14 protein-coding genes are annotated in these 20,263 nt (G+C 72.1%); 3 read left to right on the top strand and 11 right to left on the bottom strand.

Going from position 1 to position 20,263, the window contains the following annotated elements:
• Nucleotides 1-11 precede the first annotated feature (11 nt).
• A complete protein-coding gene (locus BSL84_RS16200; RefSeq protein ID WP_045320801.1) occupies nt 12-1,349 on the bottom strand; it encodes a lysine N(6)-hydroxylase/L-ornithine N(5)-oxygenase family protein in 1,338 nt (445 codons plus the stop codon).
• A gap of 437 nt (nt 1,350-1,786) precedes the next feature.
• On the opposite strand from BSL84_RS16200, the gene BSL84_RS16190 reads away from it, so the two are divergent.
• The 3 genes from BSL84_RS16190 to BSL84_RS16180 all read left to right on the top strand — a co-directional run bounded on the left by BSL84_RS16190 (nt 1,787) and on the right by BSL84_RS16180 (nt 7,649).
• Nucleotides 1,787-4,909, top strand: coding sequence for an AfsR/SARP family transcriptional regulator (locus BSL84_RS16190; protein WP_107484808.1), 3,123 nt, complete (start codon nt 1,787-1,789; stop codon nt 4,907-4,909).
• A 158-nt stretch (nt 4,910-5,067) separates the two neighbouring features.
• Nucleotides 5,068-6,981 (top strand): RiPP maturation radical SAM C-methyltransferase, encoded by a 1,914-nt coding sequence (locus tag BSL84_RS16185; protein ID WP_075970599.1) that lies wholly within the window; start codon nt 5,068-5,070, stop codon nt 6,979-6,981.
• On the top strand, nt 6,978-7,649 hold the full coding sequence (locus tag BSL84_RS16180; protein ID WP_030027666.1) for a DUF5825 family protein: 672 nt from the start codon (nt 6,978-6,980) through the stop codon (nt 7,647-7,649). Before BSL84_RS16185 ends, BSL84_RS16180 begins: the two co-directional genes overlap by 4 nt.
• Before the next feature lie 46 nt (nt 7,650-7,695).
• Here BSL84_RS16180 and BSL84_RS16175 read toward each other — a convergent pair whose 3' ends face one another.
• From BSL84_RS16175 to BSL84_RS16130, 10 genes are all read right to left on the bottom strand, one after another.
• Complete coding sequence (locus BSL84_RS16175) at nt 7,696-9,798, bottom strand: protein kinase domain-containing protein (RefSeq protein ID WP_075970598.1); 2,103 nt, start codon at nt 9,796-9,798, stop codon at nt 7,696-7,698.
• Between the two features lie 23 nt (nt 9,799-9,821).
• Nucleotides 9,822-12,014, bottom strand: coding sequence for a protein kinase domain-containing protein (locus BSL84_RS16170; RefSeq protein WP_075970597.1), 2,193 nt, complete (start codon nt 12,012-12,014; stop codon nt 9,822-9,824).
• Nucleotides 12,014-12,871, bottom strand: a complete 858-nt coding sequence (locus BSL84_RS16165) for a serine/threonine protein kinase (protein ID WP_107484806.1) — start codon at nt 12,869-12,871, stop codon at nt 12,014-12,016. The genes BSL84_RS16170 and BSL84_RS16165 overlap by 1 nt, the downstream gene beginning before the upstream one ends.
• Nucleotides 12,872-12,928: 57 nt before the next feature.
• Complete coding sequence (locus BSL84_RS16160; protein ID WP_199838727.1) at nt 12,929-13,789, bottom strand: immunity 49 family protein; 861 nt, start codon at nt 13,787-13,789, stop codon at nt 12,929-12,931.
• Nucleotides 13,790-13,798: 9 nt separating this feature from the next.
• Nucleotides 13,799-14,650 (bottom strand): immunity 49 family protein, encoded by an 852-nt coding sequence (locus BSL84_RS16155; protein ID WP_030031366.1) that lies wholly within the window; start codon nt 14,648-14,650, stop codon nt 13,799-13,801.
• 11 nt (nt 14,651-14,661) lie between these two features.
• Nucleotides 14,662-17,505, bottom strand: a complete 2,844-nt coding sequence (locus tag BSL84_RS16150) for a hypothetical protein (RefSeq protein WP_075970596.1) — start codon at nt 17,503-17,505, stop codon at nt 14,662-14,664.
• Complete coding sequence (locus BSL84_RS16145) at nt 17,502-17,930, bottom strand: DUF6507 family protein (protein WP_030036458.1); 429 nt, start codon at nt 17,928-17,930, stop codon at nt 17,502-17,504. The genes BSL84_RS16150 and BSL84_RS16145 overlap by 4 nt, the downstream gene beginning before the upstream one ends.
• 72 nt (nt 17,931-18,002) lie before the next feature.
• The gene (locus BSL84_RS16140; RefSeq protein ID WP_075970595.1) at nt 18,003-18,317 is read right to left on the bottom strand and encodes a pore-forming ESAT-6 family protein; all 315 of its coding nucleotides are present in this window, start codon (nt 18,315-18,317) and stop codon (nt 18,003-18,005) included.
• A 57-nt stretch (nt 18,318-18,374) separates the two neighbouring features.
• Entirely contained in the window at nt 18,375-18,707 is a 333-nt protein-coding gene (locus BSL84_RS16135) for a hypothetical protein (RefSeq protein WP_030966572.1), read from the bottom strand.
• A gap of 130 nt (nt 18,708-18,837) precedes the next feature.
• Complete coding sequence (locus BSL84_RS16130; protein ID WP_030029301.1) at nt 18,838-20,256, bottom strand: DUF6177 family protein; 1,419 nt, start codon at nt 20,254-20,256, stop codon at nt 18,838-18,840.
• Nucleotides 20,257-20,263 lie beyond the last annotated feature (7 nt).

Genomic DNA, 20,263 nt, shown 5'->3' with positions numbered 1-20,263 from the left:
GATCGTCTCTCTCAGAGGTCGGAACCGGACGCCTGGGCGGCGACCAGGTCGGCAGCGCCCTGTTCGGCGACCAGGCGCCGCTCAAGGCTTTCGACGATGGCCTGGGAGCGCAGCGCCAGCAGGCTGAACGAGCCCGCGTCACCGAGCCCGTGCGTGGACTCGCACAGCCCGTTGACGAAGATCGGCGGCACCTCGCCCTCGAAGGCCGGGTGCGGGACCACGCCGTAGTCGTAGCCGACGGACAGCGGCCGGCCGTCCGTCACGCCGAGCACCTGCGTCAGGTCCTTCAGCAGCGGCGGAAGCTGCTCGGTACGGCCGGTGATCCCCAGGTCCAGGTAGCCGGTGGCGAGGACGACGCGGTCGGCGTGGACGCGCTCGCGCTCACCGGTGATGTGCTCGGTGAGGTCCAGCGCCACGCCCTCGGGCGTGCGCTCCACGGCCTCGACACGGCGGTTGGTGCACAGGCGTATGCGCTCGCGGCCGTCCAGCTCGTCCTCGTACATGCGCATGTACAGGGCGCTGACCACGTCCGCGTCGGCGGCGGAGTAGTTGGTGGGCCGCAGCTGGTCGCGCAGCCGCTTCTTGCCCTCCTCCGACGCGTGGAAGTAGTACTCGACGAACTCCGGGAAGTAGACCTCCTCGGAGAAGGGGCTGGTGTCCTTGAGCCGGTAGCCGAAGCCGGTCATCACGTTGACGATCCGGGCGGCGGGGAAGCGCGCGATCAGGTCGAGCACCACCTCGACCGCGCTCTGGCTGGCGCCCACGACGGCGAGCGTGCCGTCGAAGTCCCGGTCCAGGTCGGCGATGTTGGGGAGGAACTGGGAGGTGTGGAACAGGTGCGGGGCCGGCACGCCGGAGAAGACCTCGGGGACGTTGGGCGTACGGCCGGGGGCCACCACGACGGAGCGTCCGCGGTAGGTCGTGCCGTCGGCGGTGGCGACCTCGACGAGCGGGCCGTCACCGGTCGCGGTCACGTCGATGCCGGTGACCTCGCGGCCGTAGTCCACGTCCGCCCGCACGTTCTGGGCGACCCACTGGACGTAGCGCGCGTACTCCTTGCGCAGCGGGTAGTGGGAGGGCAGGTTGAGGTGTTTGAAGAGGCGGCCCTGCTCGTGCAGGAAGTTGGTGAAGGTGTAGCGGCTGCGCGGGTTGCGCGGGGTCACCAGGTCGCGCAGCGGGTTGTTCTGGATGTCGGAGCCGTCCAGGAGCATGGCGCGCTGCCAGTAGGGGCCGGGCTCCCGCTCGATGAACTTCACCCGGGCCTGCGGCCACAGCTCCTCGAACGCGACGGCGACGGCGACGTTCGCTGGTCCGTATCCGACGCAGAGAACGTCATAGGCATCGTGCACGCTGATCCTCCAAAGTTGAATGGAACGGGCATGCCGACGGCATGCCGGCTGGGTCACGGACGGGAGACCGCCTGAACGTCCGTGCAAGCGCCGTCGGAGTACGGCCCGGCCGAGTGGCGGCCGGCGAAGAACGCGCCGTCGCTGAGGGCCCCCGCTGCGTGCGGGGCCGCCCACTCCGCGGCTTCCGGGCCGGTGAGGTCGCTTGCCGGCGCCGGGCCGGCGGTGTCCGCCGCCGCATTTTCGGTGTCCGCATTTCTACTCATTTGAACTGCAGCTTCCGTCGGCGTCCGAGATGTAATGAGCTTTTCACTCACCGCTACCGGTTGGCTTCCGCCGGGCTTCCGACCGTGCGGTATCGTCCACAAGCGCAGGTCATCAGGTGGGGGGGCGGTGCCCCGTTGCGGCCCCAGGGGCGGACGGGGCCGGAAGGGATCTGAGTGGCATTCCAGTTCCGTGTTCTCGGGCCGATCACGGCATGGCGTGACGGACTCGCAGTAAGGCTCAACGGGCGCAAGACCAGATCGGTGCTCGCCGCGTTGCTGCTCCGCTCAGAACACGTCGTTCCGGTGGAACGGCTCGTCGCGATCCTGTGGGGGGAGTCGCCGCCGCCGACAGCCGTGGCCCAGATCCAGAAGTGCGTGTCCCAACTGCGCGGCGAGTTCGGCCCGGAGCTGATCGTCCGGTCGGGCAACGGCTACCGCCTGCAGCTCGGCGAGCACCGCTTCGATCTGCTGACCTTCGACCAGGCCGTCGCCGACGCGCGGGCCGCGCTCGCCGAGGACCGCCGGCTCGACGCCCTGGAGGCGTACTGCGCCGGGCTCGCCCAGTGGCGGGGGGAGCCACTGGCCGATGGCACGGACGAGCTGATACGGACGGAGTCGCCGGCGCTGGAGGAGCGCCGGATCGGGGTGCTCATGGAGCGCATCGAGACGGAGCTGGCCCTGGGCCGGCACGGCGAACTCGTCAGCGAACTCAAGGCGCTCGTCGGGGAGCAGCCGCTGCGCGAGCGGCTGCGCGGACAGCTGATGCTGGCGCTCTACCGCTGCGGCCGGGTGGCCGACGCACTCGCCGTCTACCAGGCCGGGCGCACCCTCCTCGCCGAGGAACTCGGCCTCGAACCAGGCGGCGAGCTGCAACGCCTCCACGAGGCGATCCTGGTCGGCGGCCCCGGCCTGGACCTGCCCCGCAAGGCGCCCGACGAGGCGCCCGAGCGCGTCTGGTCGCCGATCGTCCCGGTCGTACCGGCCCAGCTCCCGCCCTCGATAGCCGACTTCACCGGACGCACCGACCACGTCGGCCGCATCCGCGAGACGCTGACGACGGGGGACAAGGAGTCGCTGGCCCTGGTCGCCCTCTCCGGCAAGGGCGGGGTCGGCAAGTCCACCCTCGCCGTGCAGGCCGCGCGCCGCGTCGCCGCGCAGTTCCCCGACGGGCAGCTGTACATACGCCTGCGGACGGCCGACACCCGGCCGCTCGACCCCCTGGTGGCGCTCAAACGCTTCCTGCGCGCGCTCGGTGTAGGCGAGGAGGGCATACCCGACGACCTGGAGGAGTGCAGCGAGCTCTTCCGCAGCCGGACCGCCTCCTCCCGCATGCTCATCCTGCTCGACGACGCCGTCAGCGAGGCCCAGGTCAGACCGCTGCTCCCCGGCTCGCCCGGCTGCGTCGTCCTCATCACCAGCCGGCCGCGGCTCACCGGCCTGGAATCCGCCACCCACCTCGACCTCGACGTCTTCAACGCGGAGGAATCCGGGGCGCTCATCGAGCGGATCGCGGGGCGCCACCGCGTCGCCGGCGACGAGGCGACCACGGCGGAGATCGCCCGGCTCTGCGGCTACCTGCCCCTCGCCGTACGCATCGCGGCCGCCCGGCTCGCCCAGCACTCCCAGGGCGGCATCACCCGGTTCGCCCGCCGCCTGGCCGACGAGCGGCGGCGGCTGGACGTACTGGTCTCCGGCGACCTGGAGGTGCGGGCCACCCTCGCCACCGGCTACCGGGAACTGGGGCCGCGCGAGCGCGAGGCGTTCTGCCTGCTGGGCCTGATCGACGCGCCGGACTTCGCGTCCTGGTTACTCGCGCCGCTGCTGCGGATCACCATCGACGAGGCCGAGGACCTGATCGAGGAACTCGTCAGCACCCAGCTCCTCGACGTCGTCGGCTGCGACGTCGCCGGTCAGACCCGGTACCGGTACCACAACCTGGTCCGCCTGTACGCCAAGGAGCGGGCCGACGCCGAGTACTCGCAGGCACAGTGCCGCGAGGCGCTCGCCAGGGTGCTCGACGGGTGGCTCACCCTGTCCACCACGGCCGCGCAGCGCATCACCGGTGAGCGCTCCCAGGAATGGCCGGCCGCGCCGCGGGGCACGACGGAACGCTACGACGCCTTCGACCGATCCGACGTCGACTACATCGTCGAGGACCCCTACCTGTGGTTCGAGGCCGAGCGCCCGGCCCTGGCGTCCGCGGTCGCGATGGCCTGCGCGAACGGATTCGGCCGGATCGCCTGGGAGCTGGCCGACAGCACGACCGGCTTCCTGGAGCTGCGCCACCTCTACGACGACTGGGAAGCCGGCCACCGCCTCGCCCTCGCGGCGGCCGACGCCGACGGCGACACCCTCGGTGTCGGCGTCATGTCCCTGCGGCTGGCCAACCTGCGGTGCATCCGCAAGGACCCCGAGGCCGGCCTGGAACTCGTCGACCGGGCGGCCGCGCTCTTCGAGGACCTGGGCATCGGCGCCCTGCGCAGCGAGTGTCTGGTGATCCGCGCCGGGGCGCTGCGGGCGCTGGGCCGGCTGGGGCCCGCCCTCACCGAGGCGACGCGGGCCACCGAGCTGGCACAGGAGTCCCCCAGCCGGCTCGCGCAGGCCCTCGCCGCCCGCGAACTGGGCACGATCCGTTACGAGCAGGGGCGCTGGGAGCCGGCGTCGGCGGCCTTCGAGGACGCGGTCCGGCTCGGCCGCCTCGCCGGCAACCGGCGCGAGGAAGCCCTGGCGCTGCGGCACTGGGCCGTCGTACTGCGCCACCGCGGGGAGCTCCAGGAGGCGCGGGAGAAGGCGGAGACAGCCCTCGCCGCCTTCCACGAACTGGGCGACCGCCCCTACGAGGCGTTCAGCGGCCTCACCCTCGGCCTGTGCCTGCTGGAACTGCGCGACCCGGCCGCCCGGCGGTTCATCGAGGAGGGGCACGCCGTACTGCGGGACATGAACCTGGAGTTCGGGATGGGCGAGCTCTTCTACGTGCTGGCCTCGCTGGAGCTCGCCGACGGCCACCTCGACCGGGCCGTCGACCGGCTGGCCCAGTCCATCCGGCTGCTCGGCGCGGAGCCCGTCCACCACGTACTGCTCTCCGCCGTCGAGCTGCTGTGCCGTGCGCTGGACGCCGAGGACCGGGCGGCGGGCCAGGTGCTGCGCCTGGAGCTGACCGAACTGGCCGCCTGCATCGGCACCCCCGCGCCGGCCCACCGGATCGACTCGATCCTCGCCCTGGTTGCACGCAGAGTGACCGGAAGGAATCCGGTAGTGACTCTGTCTAGAGTTCCGGTTCTGCAACCGCTCCACTGACCACGGAAACGGACGGCGATCCATCGTGAAGAAGACCACCATCGTCAGCGACCCACGCGCGATGGCTGCGGGCAAGAGATCCGGCACGGACGTCATCGGTGTCCGCAGGACCCTTGCGGCGGAAGGACTCTGAGAAAGGCCGGAGGGCTGCTCCGCACATGCGTGTGACTCTGGTGAACATGCCGTGGGCTTCCTTGGACACACCGTCCCTCGCGCTGGGGATCCTGCATTCCGTCGGCCGCTCCCACAGGGCGGACGTGGAGACGGTGAACGCCAACCTGGACTTCTACGACTGGGCGGCGGAAGCGATCGGACTGAGTGTCGAGGACTACGAGTTCTTCGCCAGCCACGCGTACTTCGAAGGCTACGGGGACTGGGTGTTCTCCAGCGCCCTCCACGGTGTTCCGGCGTGGCGGGTGACGGAATTCGAAGAGCGGATGGCGCAGGGCCTCAGCCCGCACCTGCGGACCGTGACCCTGGCCCTGCACGAGGCGTCCGCGCGGTTCGTCGACGAACTGGCCGTGCGGATCGCCGACACCCGACCGGACGTGGTCGGCTTCACCACCACGTTCCAGCAGAACACCGCGGCCCTGGCCACCGCCGCGGCCCTCAAGAGGCTGTCGCCGGGCACCGTCACGGTGCTCGGCGGCGCCAACTGCGACGGCCCGCAGGGCGCGGCACTGCACCGCAACTTCCCCGCCGTCGACTTCGTGGTCCGCGGCGAGGGCGAGCGCGCCTTCCCCGCCCTGCTCGGCGTGGTCCGCGGCGAGGTGGAGGCCGCGACGGTCCCCGGCCTGTGCTGGCGCGGGGCCGACGGCGGCCACCGGGCGAACCCGATGACCCGGCTCCCGCTCCCGCCGGGCGAGCTGCGGCAGCCGGACTACCGGCCCTACTTCACCCGCGTGCAGACCTCGGCGGCCCGCTCCAGGATCGAGCCGAAGCTGGTGCTGGAAGGATCGCGCGGGTGCTGGTGGGGCGAGAAGCACCACTGCACCTTCTGCGGGCTCAACGGATCGTCGATGGCCTTCCGCAGCAAGGCCCCCGAGACGTTCCTGGGCGAGATCCTGGAACAGACCCGGCGCCACCAGGTGCTCGACGTCCTCGTCGTCGACAACATCCTCGACATGGGCTATCTGCGCAGTGTGGTGCCCGCGCTGATCGAGCGGGGCCACGACCTGCGGTTCCACTACGAGATCAAGTCCAACCTGCGCTACCGCCACCTCCAGACGCTCGCCGACGCCGGCCTCGTCCAGGTGCAGCCCGGCATCGAGAGCCTGAGCAGCAGGGTCCTGCGCCTGATGGACAAGGGCGTCACCGGCTGCCAGAACGTGCGCCACCTGCGCGACGCCCAGTCCGCCGGGCTCTGGGCCACGTGGAACTACCTCTACGGCTTCCCCGGCGAGCGGGAGCGCGACTACACCCAGGTGATCCGGCAGCTGCCCGCCCTCGCCCACCTCACCCCGCCGGACGGCGTCACCCGCATCGAGATCGAGCGGTTCAGCCCCTACTTCGACCGGCCGGAGCTGGGCTTCGCCCCGCTGCGGCCGGCGCCCCACTACGCGGTCGTCTACGACCTGCCGGAGGCGGAGCTGTACGACCTGGCCTACCTCTTCGACGCCCCGCACGCCGGCATCGGCGAGACGGTGGCCAAGCAGCTCGCGGGCGCCGTCGAGCGGTGGCGCGACCTGCACCTCCACAGCAGCCTCACCCGTTACGACATCGGATCGAGAATCGTGCTGACCAACCGGCGGGAAGACTTCGACTGGACGACGCGCAGCATCACGGACCCCGTCGAGGTGGCCGCGTTCCGCCTGCTGGAGGACCCGCGCAGCTCCCAGTCGCTGACCCACAGGCTCCGCGCCAGGTTCAACACCGGCGTGTCCCCGGCCCGCGTCGCCGAACTGCTCGCTGAGTGGGGTGAGGCCGGGCTGCTCTACGAGGACGCTGACCGGTACGTCCACGTCGTGCCCCTGGGCACCAACGCGGAGCTGACCCGTCTCGGCGGCTGCGCCCCGGACCTGACCCGGGACTTCACCCGGGCCCCCGGCCCCGCGTACGAGGACGTCTCGTGATCCCCGCCCGCAAGCCGGTGATCGACCTGTGGCGGGACTACCGCGACCACGCGCGGACGCTTCCGGGCATGCACCTCGGCAGCGTCGCCGTCGCCGACGCCTGCGCGGACGCCGCGCACACCGCCCGCGAGCTGTACCGAACGGGGGTGCGCAGGGCCGAGTTCAGCACCCTGGTGGACCTGTCTCCCGCGGCCGAGCCGGTCTGCGCCGTACGGCTCCTGGACCTGATCCGGGAGCTGACCGCCTGGGGCGTCGTCGTCGACTGGCGCGTGCGGCTGCCCGACGCGGGGTCGTGCCGGTCCGGCCCGTCGGCGTTCACGCTCGGCCATCTCTACCCGCCGTCCGGGATCGAGGGGCCGGCCGACGCGGCGGAGCTCCGCGCGGCCTGGGCGGAGGGCTTCTTCCTCGGCAAGTGCCTCGTCCGCAACGGCCCCGGCTTCCTGGAGGTCCGCGACCACCGCTCCGGTGTGCTGAACCGGATCGTGATCGACGAACCGGCCTACCTCGCCGGGGTGGAGGCGGTCCGGGCGGACCCGACCGCCGGCGCGGTCGACCCCGGTGTGCGGGCCGACCTGGCGGCGGAGTCCCTCCTGGTCGGCGTCGGCGAGCTGTGGTGGTGGGCGCCGCACCGCCCGCACCGCTGGCCGCAGCCGCCCTTCCGGGTCTGACGGGGGACGACGGGGTACTGCCCGCCACCGGGTGCCGCCTGGCGGCTCAGAAGACGGGCAGGGCGGCGAGCGTCGTGCCGTCGAGGAGGAACACACGGTTCGCGTCGCCCGTGATCCAGTACCGGTCGGGGTTCTTGACGACGCGGAAGACCCACGTCGTCCGGCCTTCGGGCGAGAGGTCGACAACGTTGATGCCGCCCTCCGTCCTGTTCACGGTGACGGACCACAGCCCGTTGCCCTGTACGACCAGCGGGCTGGGCGGGTCGCACTCGAACAGGCCCTGGAAGGACCAGTCCGTTCCCCGGCCGGTGCGCAGGTCCAAGCGCAGGGGGACGGTCAGCACGCTCGCGTACACGTGCTCGCCGTGGATGGTCGGCGGGCCCCAGAAGACCGGTGTCCCGTCCTTCGGCTGGGGGTTCTCGGCCGACCAGAGCTCCTTGCCGTCGACGACGTCGACGGCGGTGAGTTTCTTTCCGGTCACGCACAGAGTGCGGCCCGACACGGCGACCTTGGCCCGGCCGTCGGCGGACTGCCCGCGGCGGTCCCACACCGTGCGGCCGTCGGCCGTGTCGAGGGCGAGCACGCTTCCGTCGGCCGCCGTCACGACGAGCCGGCCCTGGGCCGCGAGGCCGCGCGAGGCGGCCCCCGTGCCGAGGTCCGCGCCGACGCCGACGGTCCAGCGGATCCTGGCATCGGATCGGCCGACACTGCGCACGCGCCGGTCCTTGGTCACCAGGTAGACGGCCTCGTCGTCCGCGGCGAGGAGCCACGCGGCATCGGCGGCAGCCGTCCACTTGGGCTTCCCGGTCGAGGCGACGAACGTCACGAGGGTGCCGTCGCCGTCGGTGGCGGCCACCAGCCGGTCGGAGAGGGACAGGTAGCGGCTGGCCGCCACCGCCTTCGCCGCCGTCCACCGCAGTGACCCGTCGACGACGCTGCGCGCGGCGATCCCGCCTTCCGGCGCGGCGACGACGACCACGTCCCGTACGGGCAGGGGCGCGGGCGTGTCGGCCGCGACGGCCGCCGGGACGCTCCACAGCGGTGCGGGAGTCTCCCCCAGGACGTAGTCGCCCTTCTTCGTGTCGAAGACCTTGCCCTGCGGCGTCGGCACGGCCGGGGGAATGTCGAAGGGGCCGCCGCCGGAACGGTTCGCCAGGGCCCACCAGGCCGCGCCGCCCCCGCCGACCGCGAGCACGGACCCGCCGGCCGCGAGACCCGTCAGCAGACGGCGCCGGGAGAGCGGGCGCGGTGCGGCCCCGCCGGGCAGGGTCGTCAGCCGGGACAGGCCGTGCTCCAGGGAGGTGATGTCCCGCGCGATCGCTCCGCGCCGCCAGGCGCGTTCGGCTCCGCGGGGCGGGGCGGCCGACCAGGCGATCTGGTCGGGCAGCGGCCGCGACGCCGGGTCCTTGGCGAGGCACGGGCCGATCAGCGGCCGCAGCGCGGGCGGTACGCGGTCCAGGCGCGGCTCGCCGTGCACCACCTCGTACTGCACGGCGGCGACGTGCGAACCCTCGTAGGCGTGGCCCCCGCTCGCCGCGTACACCAGGACGGCACCCAGGGAGAAGACGTCGGCCGGCGGTCCGACGCGCTGCCCGACGACCTGCTCGGGCGCGCCGTACCCCGGGGTGACGGGGACCTGGCCGGTGGTGGTGAGGGTGAGGCCGTGCTCGGGGCGGGCGATGCCGAAGTCGATGACGCGGGGGCCCGTCGCGGTGAGCACGATGTTGGCGGGCTTGAGGTCCCGGTGGACGAGGCCGGCGGCGTGGATGTCGCGCAGCGCCCCGGCGAGCGCCGCCGCCAGGGCCCGTACGGCCGGCTCGTCGAGCGGCCCGTGGGCGCGTACGGCGTCCGCGAGGGTCGGCCCGGTCAGGTACTCGGTGGCGATCCACGGCCGCCCGCCCTCGGTCTGGGCGTCCAGTACGCGGGCCACGGACGCGCCGCCGACCGCCTGGGCCATCCGGGCCTCGCGGACGAAGCGCCGGCTGAGGTTCTCGTCGTGCGCCAGGTGGGGGTGCAGCACCTTCACCGCGGCGGTCTGCCCCTCGCCGTCCTGGCCGGCGTAGACCTTGCCCATGCCTCCTTCGCCGAGGACGGCGAGGACGCGGTACGGACCCAGTCGGATCGGGTCTCCGGACTCCAGGGGCTTCATGGGGTGTGGTGCTTTCTGTGAGCTCAGGCGAGGGGGTACGCGGCGACGTATTCGCCGCCGACGGCGATGAGCCGCTTGGCGGCCGGGTCGGCGAAGTACCGCGCCCTGGCGGCCTTGAAGGGCCGGCTGAGGGTGCCGGTGCGGATGTCGGCGGCGACCAGCGCGGCGGAGGCCCCGTCGTAGGCGTACACGTACGAGATGCCGACCGCGGGCGGGACGGCGAGGTCCTCGGCGGTGACCGGGCGGGTCTTCTCCGCCCACCGCAGGGTGCCGTTCGCGGCGTCGAGGGCGACCAGGCCGCGGTTCTCCTCGACCGCGTACACCACGCCGTCCTTGACGGCCGGGGGGCCGAAGCGTGCCGTCGGGGTCTGTCCCGCGAAGCGCCAGGCCGGTTTGCCGTCGGCGAGGCCGAGCGCGACGAGTTCACCCGCCGACGGGTACACGTGCCGGTCGTCCACGGCCAGGTGGGCCCGGTTCAGGACGGGCTGCGGGCTCTGCAGCGGCCTGTCCCACAGGACCCTGCCCGTCGCGGCGTCGTGGACGACGAGGCGCGGCTCGCCCTCGGCGGGCTGCTGGACGAGGACGAGGTGGCGTCCCACGGCCCGCGCGGACAGGTAGTTCAGGTGCGGGGACCCTTCGGGGCGGGCGGGCAGCGGCACCTCCCAGAGCTTGCCGCCGGAACGGGTGTCGACTTTCAGCAGGAACCACTTCTGGTCCTTGCCGAAGCCCTCGCGGTTGTGGGTGCCGCGGCCTCCCGCCAGGTAGACGGCGTCGCCGGTCGCGCAGAGCAGCTGGGTTCCGTAGAGGATCGCCCGCAGGTCCCTGAGCTCGCTGAAGGGGGAGTCGAGCTTGCCGGTGGCCGGGTCGACCGTGGAGACGCGCAGCGGGTCGGCCTCGTCGAGGGTGTAGTCGGCGGCGTAGATCTTCGTGCCGTCGGTGGTGGTGCGGCGCATGAAGTAGACCGACGGGTCCTCCCACTTGGCCGCTCCGGTGGCCGGGTCCAAGCCCTTGACGCCGTACTCGCCGACGAGGAGGAGGCCGTCCAGGGTCAGCGGGGCGGGCGGGATGAGCGGGTCGGCGTAGCTGACGGGCTCCTGCCACAGGAGGTCCCAGGCGGGCTCCTTGGAGACGGGGCCGGGCGGCTTCGGTCCGGTGCTCTCCTGACGGCCGAGCCAGGCCCAGGCGCCGGCGCCGGCCGCCGCCGTCACCAGTACGGCACCCCCGCCGAGGGCGAGGGCGCGGCGGCGGGAGGGACCGGACGGCGAGGGTGGCCGGCCGTCGGCGGGGAGGGTCGCGGCGAGGGCGTGCTCGGGTGGGGCGGGCAGGCGGTGGGGCGCGTCGTTCCAGACGCCGCCGACGCGGCGGGCGATCTCCCGGAGGAGGGGCTCGGGGAGGTGCCCGGCGAAGTCGTCCGGCCCGGGCTGGAGCAGGGCGGCGAGGCCGGCGGTGGTGGGCCGGCCGGCCGGGTCCTTGTCGAGGCAGCGGGCCAGGATCGGCAACAGGGCCGGCGGGAGCCCGGTGAGGTCGGGTTCGGCGTGCCGCACGCGGTACATGAGGTCGGCGTGGCCGCCGCTGCCGAAGGGGCCGTGGCCGGTGGCCGCGTAGATGAGGACGCCGGCGAGGGCGAAGACGTCGCCGGCGGAGGTGTGTTCGAGGCCGGTCGCCTGCTCGGGGGACATGAAGGCGGGCGTGCCGGCGGCGGTGCCGGTGCGGGTGAGGCGGTCGTCGCCGAGGGCGCGGGCGATCCCGAAGTCGATGACCTTGGGACCCTCGGCGGTGATCATCACGTTGGAGGGCTTGAGGTCGCGGTGGACGACGTCGGAGGCGTGCAGCTGGGCCAGCGCCGCGCACAGCAGGGCCCCCAGGGCGCGCACCGCGGGCTCGGGGAGCGGTCCGGCGGTGGAGACGGCCTCGTCGAGGGGCGGACCGAGGACGTACTCGGTGGCCAGCCAGGGGGTTTCGGCAAGCGGGTCGGCGTCGAAGACCCGGGCGCCGTGGACGGGGCCGATGACGCGGGCCGCGTCGGTTTCGAGGCGGAAGCGGGTGCGGGCGGCGGGATCGGCGGCGATGTGCGCGTGCATCGTCTTGAGCGCCGCCGTGCGGCCGCCGGCCGAGCGGGCGAGGTAGACGGTGCCCATGCCGCCGCTGCCCAGGCGGGCGAGGAGGCGGTAGCCGCCGAGGGAGTGCGGGTCGTCGTGGGTGAGAGGGGCGATCATCAGAGGGCGGTCCGGGAGGCGGGGACGGGGAGTTCGGCGGCGAGGAGCTCCGCCGACTGGCGTGCGAGCGCGGTGACGACGGATGCCGGCAGGGGCATCGGGCCGGCGTCCGGGCCCGACGGGGGGAGGACCTGGTGAGCCTGGGGGCGGCGGGCCGGGTCGCGGGAGAGGCAGGCCGTGACCGGCTCACGCAGGAAGGCGGGGAGCTCGTCGCGTTCGGGGACGGTGTGGCCGGTCGCGGCGTACGCGAGTACCGCGCCCAGCGCGTACACGTCGCCCGGCGGCTGCGGCCGGCCGCCGGCCGCCTGCTCCGGGGCGAGACTGCCGGAGTCGAGCCCCGGCAGGCCGCTGCGCGGTTCGCCGTCGGGGCCGGCGACCCGTACGGCGCCGAAGCAGCTCAGGCGGGGCCCGTCGGTGGTGAGCAGCACGGCGGCGGGGGACAGGCCGGCGTGCGCGACGCCCTGCGCGTGGGCGCCGGCCAGCGTCCGGGCGAGAGCCGCGCCCAGCGCCCGTACGACGGGGTCGGGCAGCGGCCCGCCGTGGGCCCGCAGGGCGGCGGGCAGCGTGAGGGCGGGCACGTACGGCGCGGTGCACCAGGGGAGTTCCGCTGGGCCGCCTCCCACCTCGCCGACCGTCAGGAACCCGGGTATGGAGAGCCTGCGCGCCCCCTCGGCCTCGATGGCCCAGCGGGTCGGGTCGGTGCCGGGGCGGGGGAGGCGTGCGAGCAGCGTACGGCCGTCACCGCTCCGGACGACGAACGCCCGCTCGGCAGACCTCAGTTCCGGCTCGGCGCCGAGCCGCGCGAGTACGGTGTACGCCCCGACCCGCACCGGGTCGTCATGCCCCAGCGCTTCCATATGCGAATCCCCCGTGTGTCTTGATCCCGCCCACCCTACTCAAGCCCCGACCGGCGGCTACGCGTCGAACTCGCCGCGCCAGGCGAAGTCGAGGAGGGCCTGCGGTAGGTAGTCGGTCTCGACCTCGACCGGGATGCCGTTGGCCTTGGCCAGGCAGGCGATCGCCAGAGGAGCAAGGGCGACGATGCCCAGGATGTTCTGTCGGCGGTCCTCGTCGGCAGTCCAGTACTCCTTGTGCCAGCGGACGGCATCGGCCAAGGCCTCGTTGAAGCCGGCGGCGTCGTTGCGCAGGTAGCGGTACAGCATCATGATCGGCGGGTAGCGGAGCTTGCTCATCGTCTCGGCGTCGATGACGCGGGCCTGCTCGGGAGCGCTCAGGTCCACGGCGCGCACCAGGTGCGCACCCACGTCGTCGCGGCGGAGCCAGAAGCTCTGGAGGGTCTCCACCCAGGCATAGGTGTACTCGTCCAGGGCGCCGCCGAAGTCGCGCAGCACGGAAACCGGGATCCGCGCCAGCATGTCGAGGCGGGCTGCTTCGCGGCAGATGATCGCAAGGTAGAAGGCGTTGAGCCAGGTGTTCGCGTTGAGGTAGGGCTGCGGTCCGGTGGTCGCGAGGTGGCGCTCCTCCTGCCGGATCTTGCAGGTGACCGTCTCCCGGTCGGGGTCGACGGCGGCGAAGACGGCGGAGTGCACCTGCATGGCCAGCAGCCAGGACTCCCACGTCTCCAGCATGACGGCACCAGGATCGCCGACACAGCGTACGAAGGCGACGTTCAGCGACCTCATGACCGCGCCCGACCTGGAGTTGTGCGAGGTCTCGATCGCCTCCAGCGAATAGGACAGCGCCCCCTCCATGGAGGGAACCACCGCCGCCATCTCGTCCTTCGGACACTCCTGGCCGGACACCGGCCCCGTCATCCGCGTTTCCTACGTGGGGAACTCACCGCACCAGTTGCGCGTGACAAGGACGGCGGGCACGTAGTCGGATTCGACTTCGATCGGGATGCCGGCGTCGTGGGCGAAGCAGGTCATGGCGAGTGGCGCGAGTGCGACGAGGCCGGGGATCAGCTCCGATCGCCCCTCCTGGGTCCAGTACTCCTGGTGCCACTGCAGGGCGGCCGTGAGGGCACGGGTGAAGCCGGCGTGGTCACCGCGGATGATGCGGTGGAGCATCTCCATCGGCGGGTAGAACAGCTTCCCGACCGTTTCCGGGTCCGAAGCGGTCTCCGGGTCCGTTCCGTCGATTGCCGCCACCAGCTTCTGACCCAGGTCGGGACCGCCGAGCCAGTAGGTCTGGAGGGCGTCGATCCAGGCGTACTCGAATTCCTGGGAGACGGCTCCGTTCTCGCGCAACAGCGACAGCGGTACCCGGCAGAGCGCGGTGATCCGGTCCCGCTCACGGCACACGGCTGCCAGGTAAAAAGCGGTGAGCCAGGACGCCGGAGTCACGTAGGGCTGCGGCCCGGTGGCTTCGAGCGTGCGGTCCTCGTGAGCGATGCGGCAGCGGACGTGGGTCTCGGTCGTGGTCGCTGCGGCGAACACGGCGGAGCCGACCTGCATCGCAGTGACCCACGCGTCCCAAGTGGGGTAGATCGCACCTCGCGGGTCCATCAGGCAACGCGCCTGGGCCACGATGAAGGTGCTGCTCAGCGCTTCACCGAGGGCTGTGGACCGCCCTTCCAGGCGGCCGAGCCACGCCTGCGCACTCTCCTCCAGGAAGGCGAGGCCGGCTTCCGCGTTCCCCGTGGGAAAGGGATGACGGGGGATGATCGCGACCAACGCATTACTCCTTAGAAGAGCTTGAAGTACTTGAGCACTGCACCAGCATACTGGCCGGCGTTCTCATTGGCCTGGACGAGTACATAGCGCAAGGTCTTGTTGTCGAGGGCGTCTTCGATCTCCTTGGCGTACCTGGCGTCGTCTGGAGACGTGAAGGCTCGCTCCTTCATATCCGCCACAATCGTCTTGATGTAATCGATACTTCCTTGCTTCACCTTCACTATGTCGGGGCGGCCGTTGCTCTGACGCCATTCCAGAACTCCGTTGGGGCTCTTGGCCTCCACAATGACCAGATTGCCGTCCTTGTCACGCCAGAGCTGATCGAACCGCTTCGAGCCGTTGGGAGTGTCCGGCAGGTCGAGGATCTCGTGGGACCCTTCGAACTCCTTCTGAAGGAGCATGTGCCGACGGGCTGCCTCCTCGCCGAGGTCCTCGCCCAGCTTGGTGTTGTTCGAGACGCCCTTGCCGACCGTTTGGTTGTAGTGCTCCTGCGCGTAAGCCAGCTCCCGCGCGTTCTCAAAGGTCGGATTTTCGTCGAAGGCCTTCTCCCACTTGTTCAGTTCCATGCCGGCGAAGCGTTTGGCCGCGACCTCGTTGAGGTGCGTCAGGTGCGCGGGGGGAACCGTATCCGCGCCCCGCTCCAGGGGCGTCAGGTGGAAGCCGCCAGGGTGGGCATGCGGTATCGAATCCGCCGCCACCCACCTTCCGTCCTGCTTGAGCAGCTTCGGCAGGAGCTGGCCATCCACCAGTTCCTCGGCATTGTTGCGCTTGCCGGGTCCCCACTTGTCGTAGTGCTCTGCGCGCCAGACCGGATCCTCGTTGGCCAGCCGCACGTGTTCCCGCTCAATGGCCGCGATCTCCGCCGCGCTCCGGTCCTTCGCCGGGACTTCACGCGCAGCTTCGTACTCCGCACGGTTGGCCGCACGGGTGGCGTCGTCGAGGGGAGCCGGAGGCGGGGTCGGCGTGTGGCTGCCGCCCGTGCCCGCGGGGTCCGGGTGGGTGCCGCCCGTGCCGCCCGGGCCGTCGCCGTGGGTGGCTCCGGTGCCCGGGCCGTCGCCGTGGCCGGCCGTGCCGCCGGGGGTGTCCCCGTGGGTGGCGCCCGTCGGGGTCGGGGAGTCCGGGCGGGGACCGCCGGGCTGGTTGAGTTCGTTGCGCGGCATGTTGTCCGGGGCCGTCCCGCCCGGGGTGTGGTCGCCGCCGCGGCCGCCGACGCCCGCGAGTTCGTGCTCCGGGACCCTGACCGGGGTGGCGTCGACGCCGCGCGGGGTGTTGTCGATCGCGTGGACCGGGTCGGAGATGTCGGAGCCGAGGCGGATCGCGTCGTCGCCGCCGCGGGCGCCGACGCCGACCAGCTCGCGCTCCGGGACCCTGGCGGTGGACGGGGTGTCCGTCTTCGGGGCCTCGGTGCGCGGCACGCCCGCGTCCGCATCCGGGGACGGCTCCTGACGGGCCGCCGTACCGCTCTGGTCGAGGGTGCCGTCGGCCTTGTAGATGTTGCCTTCGAGGTCCATGAACCTCGGCGGGCCGTCCACCGGGAGCTTGACCGTGCCCGGCGGGAGGGCCGTGGTGCCCTCGGGGAGTTTGATGGTGCCGTCGGAGAGTTTGATCGCGCCGTCCGGGACGGCCGTGCCCGCCGGGAGGTGGATCGCGCCGTCGGGGAGGTGGACGGCCCCGTCCGGCAGGGCGACCACGCCGTCCACGTCGATGCTCGGGACCTCGAACTTGCCCATGCCCTTCAGGCCGGCCATCACGTCGCCGATCTTCGAGAAGCCCGCGCCCGCGCCCTTGAAGATGTACGTCATCGGGTCGATGGCGTGGCCGGCCTTGCCCGCGAAGGAGAGGGTCTTGGCGACCGCGCCCGCCTTGCCGGCTCCGGCGGCGGCGCCGCCCGCGCCGCCGGTGAAGATCGTGGTGACGACATTGAAGGTGACCGCGCCCGCCGCGCGGGACGGGTTGGAGCCCCACTGGTCCCAGGCCAGCAGGGCCTTGCCGGTCTCCTTCATCGCGGTGCGCGAGTCGCGCAGCCACGACGGCAGCTTGTCGTCCGGCGCGGACAGGAACAACGCCCCTGCACCCGGGATCGACATGATCGCCAGGCCGGTGCCCAGCTTGGCCAGACCCGTCCAGGACTGTTTGAAGACGTCCCAGCCCTGGAGCCCGACGAGGCCGCCGAGGCCCTTGAGGGTCCCCCAGACGCCGTCGACGATGACGCCCTTGCCGAACTCCCAGGCGTGTTCCCACACCTGCCACGCCGGGATGGACTCCTCGACCGCGTCGCCCCACGGCAGGGACTTGGACTGCTTCATCGCCTCGGCGTCGTAGCCGTACATGTCCTTGGCGTTGGAGCCGTCGTTCACGCGCAGCGGCTTGCCGCCGACCAGCGCGACGATCTTGGCGTAGGCGGCCCGTTCCACTTCCTGGAACTCGGCCCACACCTCGGCGATCTCGTTGCGGCGATCGAGGTTCTCGTCGATCAGGTCGCCGTCTTCACGCCACTTGTCGTCCTTGTCCGTCTTCTCGCGGAACGCCTGCGCCTCCGCCTTCAGCTTCTCCAGCTTCTTGACGACGGGGGCGGCGTCGCGGGAGTACGTGCCCAGCGCGCCGGCGATGGTGCACATGTCGGAGCTGAGCTTCAGCCCGAGGTCGGAGACGGGCTTGGACGTCGCGAAGAGCTGGTCGGCCTCCGGCGCCTGGTAGAAGGCCTGGAGGCCGCCGAAGCTCGTGTGGACGTCCGAGGCCTTCGTCGAGACCGCGGCCCCGCCCGAGGAGATGGCCTTCACCTTCTCGTCCAGTACCGCCAGGTTGCCGGTGAAGACCGGCACCTCGGCCGGGTCGACCGGTGCGTTCCCGCTCACTTCTTGCCCCCGGGCTTCTCACGCAGGATGTCGAGGTTGACGGACTTGGCCGCGTCCTGGGCCGCCTTGGCCTGGTCCAGGTCGCCTTCCAGGTACTCGTTCGTGGCCTTGACCGCGCCGAGGATGCACGCCTCGATCCGCTCGGCCATCGACTTGAACTCCGGCTTGCGGGCCGTCAGGTACTCGCCCAGCGCGGCCGCGACGGGGCCCATCGCCTTCTGGGACAGGGGCGGTTTGCCGGCGGGCACGGGGCCCTGCAGCTTCGTCTCCGCCTGCGAGCCCGGGACGGCCGTCCCCGCGGCCTGGGCCGCCTCAGACATGGCTGTGAGCAGCGCGTTCAGGGCCTTCTCCAACTCGCCGGCGTTCCCGCCGACGGTCTTCAACTGGCTCTGCACGCCCTGCGGCTTGATGTCCCATGACGTCATGGACGATCCACCCCCGTGAACCCGACTTCCCTACCGGCTATCCGGCTTACCGGCCTGCTGAAACGATCCTGCTCAGCCGATGTTGTCGACCGCGGCCTTCGCGCGCTGCAGCGTCTGGCGCGCCGTCGCGTCGTTCTTCTCCAGCGTCGTGTTCAGCAGCCGGATGATGTTCTTGACCTCCTGCGAGGCGTTCTTCCAGCGCAGTTCCTTGGCGTGGTAGTCGTCCGCCACACCGTCCGCCGCGAAGTCCGACATCGCCGCCGCCACCTGCGCCTCACGTGCGGCGATCACCTGCTCCAGCTGGCCGATCACCGCCTTGATGCCGCCCTGCACCTCCGTCGAGGCGCCCACGTCGTACGCACGACGGTCCGTCCCACCCGTACCCATGACAACCACACTCCCCGTTGAAACCGAAGAAAGAAGAAGAAGCGGAACCCGGCCGGCCTAGCGGCCGCGGAAGCGGGCGGCGTCGAAGTTCGCCGAACCCTGCGTCTGGCGGGCGTTCTCGCCCTGCTCCTGGTCACCCGACCCGAACGCCTGCTCCATACCCGACTGGCCGCCCAGGATCGCCGCCAGCGAGGCGTTCAGCTCCTTCGCGATACCGTCCGCACGCAGCTTGAACGAGTCGAACGCCACCTTGCCCTGCCCCTGGAACTTGCCCTCCAGCGGCTGCGCCGCGGCGACCAGCTGCTTGATCAGCGATCCCAGGTCGGTATTCGACGTACGCGACCCCGACATCAGGTTCGTCAGAACCTGAGTCCCCATGTCGAACTTCATCCCACACTCCCCCGCACTCTCGAACGATCACCATTCGGCCATCAGTGTGACCAGTTCTATCAACATACATCGCACCTGCAACGGTCAACGAGCCAGTTGTGACTCACCCATGACAAACCGCCAGGCGCCTTCACGAGCCCTTCAGATGCCGTGTCAGCCGCTCGAAGTCCGCCCACCCCGTCAGGTCCGACGGGTCGCCCGGCAGCGGGTAGTAGTAGCCCGGACGGGACTTGGGCCCCAGCCGCACCGGCGCCTGCGCCAGCGGGGTGCGCCGCGCCCGGTCGTCCGGCATGGCGCGCACCTCCTCCGCACCCAGTACGAAGGCCAGCGGCACCCCCGGCCCCTCGAACCGCGGCGGTACCAGCAGGTCGCGCCGGGCTTTGCGGAGCTGTACGAGCATCGACTGGAGCCGGTGGCGGGTGACCAGCGCCTCCGCGACCCGCGGGAGGGCGTCCAGCGGCGGCTCCTCGCCCTCGCCGTAGCCGAGCGCCATCGTCACGGTCTCCTCGACGCCCGCCTTCGTACGGCTGATCCGCACCGTGGCCAGGCCGGGCCGCTCCGGGCCGCCGACGACGACGAACCACGTCGGCTCGGGCGCCCGCGCGAACGCCACGTCCGTCAGCCGGCCGGGCGACCAGGGCAGGTTGGCGGGCTCGGCCGTGCCCCACCCGGCCGGCGGGGCGCCCGTCAGCTCCCGCCACACCGTCTCCAGGGCCCCGCCCAGCACCAGCCGGTCGTCCGCCGGGTGGATGGTGCGGAAGGTGAGGGCGAGCTGGCGCTGCCCCGTCTCCGCGACCTCCTGGTACGAGGCGGCGACCGGCGTCCGCGGGTCGTCCTCGGTGGCGTCCGGCGACACGAGCGTCGCGAACATGCCCTCCTGCCAGCGCAGCACCGCGCCCGACAGGCCGTCGTAGTAGCCGTCCCGCTGATCCTGTACGACCCACCGCGAGGGCCAGTCCGGCATGTTCGCCAGGACCGCCGGGGACAGCACCGTCCCGGGCGGGGTGACGATCTGCAGGCCCCGCTCGGCCGCCGCCGCGGCCCGGAACGCGTCCGAGAGCCAGGCCGTCATCGCGACGACCGGGCGGTCCATGATGACCACGGCGACGTTGCGGGTCAGCACGTCGACGGCGGGCTGGGCCGCGGCCGGAGTCGGCGCCACACTGATGCCGTCGCTCTCGACCACCGCAACCGACCGCGCCGCCTCCGGCGGCCAGGCGCTCCCGGAGGCGAGCGAGGCCAGCCGCGCCGCGAAGGTGCCCGCGAGGCGTTCGGCCTCCGGTACACCGGTGGTGGCGCGGGCCTCGGTCCACCAGTACGGGACGCGCGGCGGGGTGGCGCCGAGCAGCCGCTCCGCCTCACCTTCGACCTGTACGAGCAGCGGTGCCTCGACCGAGACGAGCGGCCGGCCCTGCTCGTCGCAGAGCTGGATGACCGCCCCCTCGCCGGCCGACTCCACCAGCTTGTCGGGGCCTCCGGAGAGCAGGCCCGCCAGCACCGTCCAGGGGGCCGGCATCTGCTGGGTCAGGGCTACGACGTCCTTGGTCATGTGGTCC

Source organism: Streptomyces sp. TN58, assembly GCF_001941845.1.
Classification (GTDB): domain Bacteria; phylum Actinomycetota; class Actinomycetes; order Streptomycetales; family Streptomycetaceae; genus Streptomyces.
Note: the sequence above shows the minus strand (reverse complement) of the source record. Positions and strands in the feature narration are given on the sequence as shown.